Origin of the sequence: Pseudomonas sp. R2-37-08W, assembly GCF_003851705.1 — a bacterium.
Lineage (GTDB): Bacteria > Pseudomonadota > Gammaproteobacteria > Pseudomonadales > Pseudomonadaceae > Aquipseudomonas.
In genome coordinates this window covers 116,151-122,500 of sequence record NZ_CP027728.1, presented here as the reverse complement: position 1 = coordinate 122,500, position 6,350 = coordinate 116,151, and the positions used below count along the sequence as shown (strand labels likewise).

Below are 6,350 nucleotides of genomic sequence, written 5' to 3'. Positions count from 1 at the left end.
GTGGTCGCCTTCGCCACTGGTGTTCCTTCCTATATCTACGCATTTCACCGCTACACAGGAAATTCCACCACCCTCTACCACACTCTAGTCAGTCAGTTTTGAATGCAGTTCCCAGGTTGAGCCCGGGGATTTCACATCCAACTTAACAAACCACCTACGCGCGCTTTACGCCCAGTAATTCCGATTAACGCTTGCACCCTCTGTATTACCGCGGCTGCTGGCACAGAGTTAGCCGGTGCTTATTCTGTCGGTAACGTCAAAACAATCACGTATTAGGTAACTGCCCTTCCTCCCAACTTAAAGTGCTTTACAATCCGAAGACCTTCTTCACACACGCGGCATGGCTGGATCAGGCTTTCGCCCATTGTCCAATATTCCCCACTGCTGCCTCCCGTAGGAGTCTGGACCGTGTCTCAGTTCCAGTGTGACTGATCATCCTCTCAGACCAGTTACGGATCGTCGCCTTGGTGAGCCATTACCTCACCAACTAGCTAATCCGACCTAGGCTCATCTGATAGCGCAAGGCCCGAAGGTCCCCTGCTTTCTCCCGTAGGACGTATGCGGTATTAGCGTCCGTTTCCGAACGTTATCCCCCACTACCAGGCAGATTCCTAGGCATTACTCACCCGTCCGCCGCTCTCAAGAGAAGCAAGCTTCTCTCTACCGCTCGACTTGCATGTGTTAGGCCTGCCGCCAGCGTTCAATCTGAGCCATGATCAAACTCTTCAGTTCAAACATCTTTGGGTTTTTAAGAAACCCTAAACTTGGCTCAGCAATCGTTGGTTACATCTTTGATTTCTCGCGGAGTAACTTGTGATGCTGATAATCTTGTTGACTATCAGCCTGACTCCACAAGCACCCACACGAATTGCTTGATTCAGTTGTTAAAGAGCGGTTGGTTAAGAGCTATTCGTCTCAACCGAGGCGCGCATTCTACAGCAGCCTCATTTGCTGTCAAGCGGTTATTTTCAGAAGTTTTCGAAGATTTCTTCAACAACTTCAACCACTTGCGCTTGCGATCTCTCGTAAGCGGGAGGCGAATTCTACAGCGTTACACGCTGCTGTCAACACCTCTTTTTCAACTTCCTTTTGGCTTCGATGGACTGAAGCAACCTGCTGCCGAAAACTACTTAACTAGTTGTTTACCAAGGAGTTTTCCGTTTCGACTGCGCCGGAAGTGGGGCGAATTATAGGCGCACAGAATCTGCCGTCAACTTCTAATTTCGTTTTCTTATCAATTAGTTAGGATTGATCATAAAACGACCGACAGATACCCCTCTATATAGAAGAGCGCACTCAGATAACGCCAGCCTCTCTTAAAGCCGCAACATTCAACGGCGTCAGCCCCAGTACACTCTGCAGCACTTGAAGCGTGTGCTCACCCAGCAGCGGCGGCGCACTGCGATACTCCACAGGCGTCTTGGAAAGCCGGATCGGGCTGGCGACCTGAGGTACCATCCCCGCCAAAGCATGAGGCAGCTCCATGGCCAGCCCCCGCGCCTTGACCTGCGGATCAGCGAACATCTGCGCCAGATCATTGATCGGCCCACACGGCACGCCTACTTTCTCCAGTTGCGATACCCACTCCGCCGTGGTCTTGAAGACCGTCGCCTGACGAATCAACGGGATCAGCGCCGCCCGATTGGCAACCCGCATCTTGTTAGTAGAGAACCGTGGATCGTCCGCCCACTGTGGCTGCCCAGCCACCTCGGCGAACTTGCGAAACTGCCCGTCATTTCCCACCGTCAGAATGAAATCACCATCGGCCGTAGGAAAGTCCTGATAAGGCACGATATTCGGGTGCGCATTGCCCAGGCGTTTTGGCGAGACTCCCGTCGTCAGGTAATTCATCGCCTGATTAGCCAGGCAAGCCACCTGCACATCCAGCAGCGCCATATCGATATGTTGCCCGCCGCCGTCGTGATCCCGGTGAGCGAGGGCCGCCAGGATAGCCACGGTTGAATAAAGCCCCGTGAGAATATCGGTCAATGCCACCCCAACCTTCACCGGCCCCGCGCCATCATCCCCTCAGGCCGACCGGTCAGGCTCATCAACCCACCCAAGCCTTGAATCATGAAGTCATAGCCGGCACGCGTGGCATAAGGGCCGGTCTGGCCGAAGCCTGTGATCGAGCAATAGATCAGCTCCGGGTTTATCTCCTTGAGCGACTCATAATCCAACCCATACGCCGCCAGGCCACCGACTTTGAAGTTCTCGATCAGAATGTCCGACTTGGCAGCCAGGTCACGCACCAGCCTCTGCCCCTCAGGCTTGGTGAAGTCGATGGTCACCGATTCCTTATTACGGTTGGCCGACAGGTAATACGCCGCCTCACTGGTGTTCTCACCATAAGCATCCTTGAGGAAGGGCGGCCCCCAGGCGCGCGTGTCGTCACCATTGCCCGGCCTTTCGACCTTGATCACCTCGGCCCCGAGGTCCGCAAGTATCTGCCCGGACCAAGGGCCCGCCAGTACTCGCGATAAATCCAGTACCCGCAGATGCGAAAGCGCGCCCATGCCCATGCTCCTATTAATAGAACGCCTGAAGACCGGTTTGCGCGCGCCCCAGGATCAAGGCGTGCACGTCATGGGTACCTTCATAGGTGTTGACCACCTCCAGGTTGACCAAATGGCGCGCCACCCCAAACTCATCGGAGATGCCGTTACCACCGAGCATGTCCCGGGCCATGCGCGCGATATCCAGGGACTTGCCGCATGAGTTGCGCTTCATGATCGAAGTGATCTCGACCGCCGCCGTCCCTTCATCCTTCATCCGACCCAACCGCAGGCAGCCTTGCAGCGCCAACGTGATCTCGGTCTGCATGTCGGCCAGCTTCTTCTGGATCAACTGCGTCGCGGCCAATGGCCGGCCAAACTGGTGGCGGTCGAGGGTGTACTGACGCGCGGTATGCCAGCAGAACTCCGCAGCGCCCAGCGCGCCCCAGGAGATGCCGTATCGCGCCGAATTCAGGCACGTAAAAGGTCCCTTCAAGCCACGCACATCCGGAAAGATGTTCTCTTCCGGTACAAAGACGTTATCCATCACGATTTCGCCGGTGATGGACGCCCGCAGGCCGACCTTGCCGTGAATCGCCGGCGCGCTCAGGCCTTTCCAGCCCTTCTCCAGGACAAAACCGCGTATGTCGCCAGCGTCGTCCTTGCCCCACACCACAAACACGTCGGCGATCGGGCTGTTGGTAATCCACATCTTCGCGCCGCTCAAGCTGTAGCCGCCCTCCACTTTGCGCGCACGGGTGATCATCGCGCCTGGATCAGAACCATGATTGGGCTCGGTGAGACCGAAGCAGCCGATCCATTCGCCCGAGGCCAATTTCGGCAGGTACTTTTGCTTTTGCGCCTCGGTACCGAATTCATTGATCGGCACCATCACCAGTGAGGACTGCACGCTCATCATCGAGCGATAACCGGAATCGACCCGCTCGACTTCACGGGCAATCAACCCGTAGCTGACATAGTTCAAGCCACTGCCGCCGTATTGCTCGGGGATCATCGCTCCCAACAAGCCGGTTTCGCCCATCTCGCGGAAAATCGCGGGGTCGGTCTTTTCATGACGGAAAGCTTCAAGCACTCGAGGCGCCAACTTGTCCTGAGCAAATTGCTCGGCACTGTCACGCACCATGCGCTCTTCTTCGGTGAGCTGTTGATCCAGTAGCAGTGGATCGATCCAGTTGAAGCTTGCCTTGCCAGCCATGAATAAGTCCTCACGAAAAGAATCAAACGTCGTGCATGCAGACTAGGTCGGGACGGTGCAGAGGGCAAACGAGGTTTCTGCATGAGCTTGTGCTAATTTCTCACTTCGTGATGCTAGATAAGGCCAAAAATGCGCCTTACATGTGAGGACAATGTACATGCGCAGAAAAATCCCCAGCACTACCGCGCTGATCAGTTTTGAAGCAGCGGCCCGCCACGAGAGCTTTACCAAGGCGGCGCAGGAGCTTTCCATCACGCAAGGCGCGATCTGCCGACAGATCGCCAGCCTTGAAGAGTTTTTGAGTGTCGAACTGTTTCGGCGCTCGCGGCGCGGAGTGAAGCTGACCGAGGCGGGGCTGTCCTATAGCCGCAGAGTGGCAACGCAACTGGACGCAGTGGAGCGCGACACCCTTTCCGTCATGGGCCAGCAGGGTGCGAATGTGATCGAACTGGCGGTGGTACCGACGTTTGGCACCCAGTGGCTGATCCCACGCCTGAAGGACTTCCAACAGCAGCATCCGGAAGTGACGGTCAACCTGACCAACCGCACACGCCCCTTCCTGTTTGCCGACACCGAGTTCGACGCTGCGATCTACTTCGGCGATGCCGATTGGTCCGGCACAGAATCCCATCGGCTCATGGGTGAAAACCCTGTGCCCGTCTGCAGCCCACGCTTACTCGGCGACCTTGCGCACTTCACTCCTAGGGAAATCGCCGAACTGCCTCTGCTGCAGCAGACAACCCGCCCTTATGCCTGGCGCCAGTGGTTCAACGCCCAGCAACTGAGCGTTCCCCGCGACATGACAGGCCCGCGTTACGAGCTATTCTCAATGTTGTCCCAGGCGGCTATGCATGACATGGGTATCGCGTTGATCCCGCCCTTCTTGATCCAGCGGGAATTACAGGAGAAACAGTTGGTGATCGCCGCTAACCAGACCCTGAGCAGCGATAAGGCCTATTACTTGATGATTCCAGAACGAAAGGTCGAATCTGCTTCATTGCATGCGTTCCGAGACTGGCTTATTGGCCAATCTCAGCGCTACAACCCCAATCTTTAAAGGCATATGGCAATTTATTGACCTTGTAGTCAGATAAATAAAAGCCCTACAGATATACGTAGATGTCGCATTTAAACAGACTGTACCTGCCGAACACAAATTAGGCTCAAAGCCATGATTTTCATGGCCTATAGCGACCATCACAGGTCAATAACCGACTATTCACCATGACCATGTGGAAACCGTATATTTCACTACAAAATTGCTTAACAGCCTGTATTCAATAAGGTTATTCCAGTGCATTGCGACAATCAGTCACAGGGTGACTTGTAGTTAATTTTTCGTCACCCGTCATAATCCCTTGAAGGCCGTAAAGTTCGCCTGCAAAATGCCGCGCCCCGCTGTCATTTCAGCGGGATCGTGCTGATCGGCCGCCCCAGCTGCGCCACTCACGGCGCACTGGCCTTTTTACAAAAAGATCAAAAGCAAAAAGATCATGCAGGAGATTTGACGTGCACATTGGTGTTCCTCTCGAAACCCAGACCGGTGAAACGCGGGTGGCTGCCACCCCGGAAACCATCAAGAAGCTGATCGGCCAGGGCCATAAGGTCACTGTACAAAGCGGCGCAGGCATTAAAGCCAGCATCGTCGACAGTGCCTATGAAACGGCAGGCGCAACCATTGGCAGCGCCAACGATGCGTTTGGCGCCGAACTGATCCTCAAGGTGGTTGCCCCCAGCGACAGCGAACTGGCGCTGATCAAAAGCGGCACCGTATTGGTGGGCATGCTCAATCCGTTCAGCAACGAAACCATCGCCAAGCTCGCAGAATGCGGCATCACGGCCTTCGCTCTCGAAGCCGCGCCACGCACCTCGCGGGCCCAGAGCCTGGATGTGCTGTCTTCACAAGCCAACATCGCCGGTTACAAGGCGGTATTGCTGGCTGCCCACCACTACCCGCGCTTCATGCCGATGTTGATGACCGCCGCAGGCACCGTGAAAGCGGCCCGCGTGCTGATCCTTGGCGCTGGCGTCGCCGGTTTGCAGGCCATTGCCACGGCGAAACGCCTGGGTGCAGTAATCGAAGCCTCTGATGTACGCCCGGCCGTAAAGGAACAGATCGAATCCCTCGGCGCCAAGTTCGTCGATGTGCCTTACGAAACCGATGAGGAACGTGAATGCGCGGTCGGCGTCGGTGGTTACGCACGCCCGATGCCCACCAGTTGGATGCAGCGCCAGGCCCTGGCTGTGCACGAGCGCGCCAGGCAAGCCGATATCGTCATCACCACGGCATTGATCCCCGGTCGCAAAGCACCGACCTTACTCAGCGCCGAAACCGTCGCACAGATGAAGCCGGGCTCGGTCGTCATTGACCTCGCGGCAGCCCAGGGCGGCAACTGCCCGCTGACGGTCGCAGATCAAGTGGTGGTGGAAAACGGCGTGATCATTTGCGGCCCGACCAACCTGGCCGGCGCCGTGGCCGCCGATGCGTCGGCCTTGTATGCACGCAACCTGCTGGACTTCCTGAAGCTGGTGTTCACCAAGGAAGGGCAGTTTGAAATCAACCTCGAAGACGACATCGTCGCCGCGTGCCTGATGTGCCGCGACGGCCAAGTCATCCGCAAAAACGCCTAAGCAGGGAT

Annotated in this window: 3 protein-coding genes, 1 rRNA gene and 1 pseudogene (1 of these 5 only partly in view); 2 read left to right on the top strand and 3 right to left on the bottom strand. The window is 56.3% G+C overall.

Annotated features, from left to right (window positions below; genetic code table 11):
* From C4J93_RS00580 to C4J93_RS00565, 3 genes and pseudogenes are all read right to left on the bottom strand, one after another.
* Positions 1 to 732, bottom strand: a 16S ribosomal RNA gene (locus C4J93_RS00580) (it extends 805 nt beyond the left edge of the window).
* 564 nt (positions 733 to 1,296) lie between these two features.
* A pseudogene (locus C4J93_RS00570) lies at positions 1,297 to 2,516 on the bottom strand (CaiB/BaiF CoA transferase family protein).
* Between the two features lie 13 nt (positions 2,517 to 2,529).
* On the bottom strand, positions 2,530 to 3,711 hold the full coding sequence (locus tag C4J93_RS00565; RefSeq protein ID WP_124360672.1) for an acyl-CoA dehydrogenase: 1,182 nt from the start codon (positions 3,709 to 3,711) through the stop codon (positions 2,530 to 2,532).
* Between the two features lie 157 nt (positions 3,712 to 3,868).
* On the opposite strand from C4J93_RS00565, the gene C4J93_RS00560 reads away from it, so the two are divergent.
* Entirely contained in the window at positions 3,869 to 4,768 is a 900-nt protein-coding gene (locus C4J93_RS00560; protein WP_124428312.1) for a LysR family transcriptional regulator, read from the top strand.
* Positions 4,769 to 5,220: 452 nt separating this feature from the next.
* Positions 5,221 to 6,342 (top strand): Re/Si-specific NAD(P)(+) transhydrogenase subunit alpha, encoded by a 1,122-nt coding sequence (locus C4J93_RS00555; RefSeq protein WP_124405931.1) that lies wholly within the window; start codon positions 5,221 to 5,223, stop codon positions 6,340 to 6,342.
* The last annotated feature ends 8 nt before the right edge of the window (positions 6,343 to 6,350 follow it).

Coding starts and splice junctions, on each gene's coding strand:
- C4J93_RS00565 (WP_124360672.1), bottom strand. CDS start 3,711: ATGGCTGGCAAGGCAAGCTTCAACTGGATCGATCCACTGCTACTGGAT.
- C4J93_RS00560 (WP_124428312.1), top strand. CDS start 3,869: ATGCGCAGAAAAATCCCCAGCACTACCGCGCTGATCAGTTTTGAAGCA.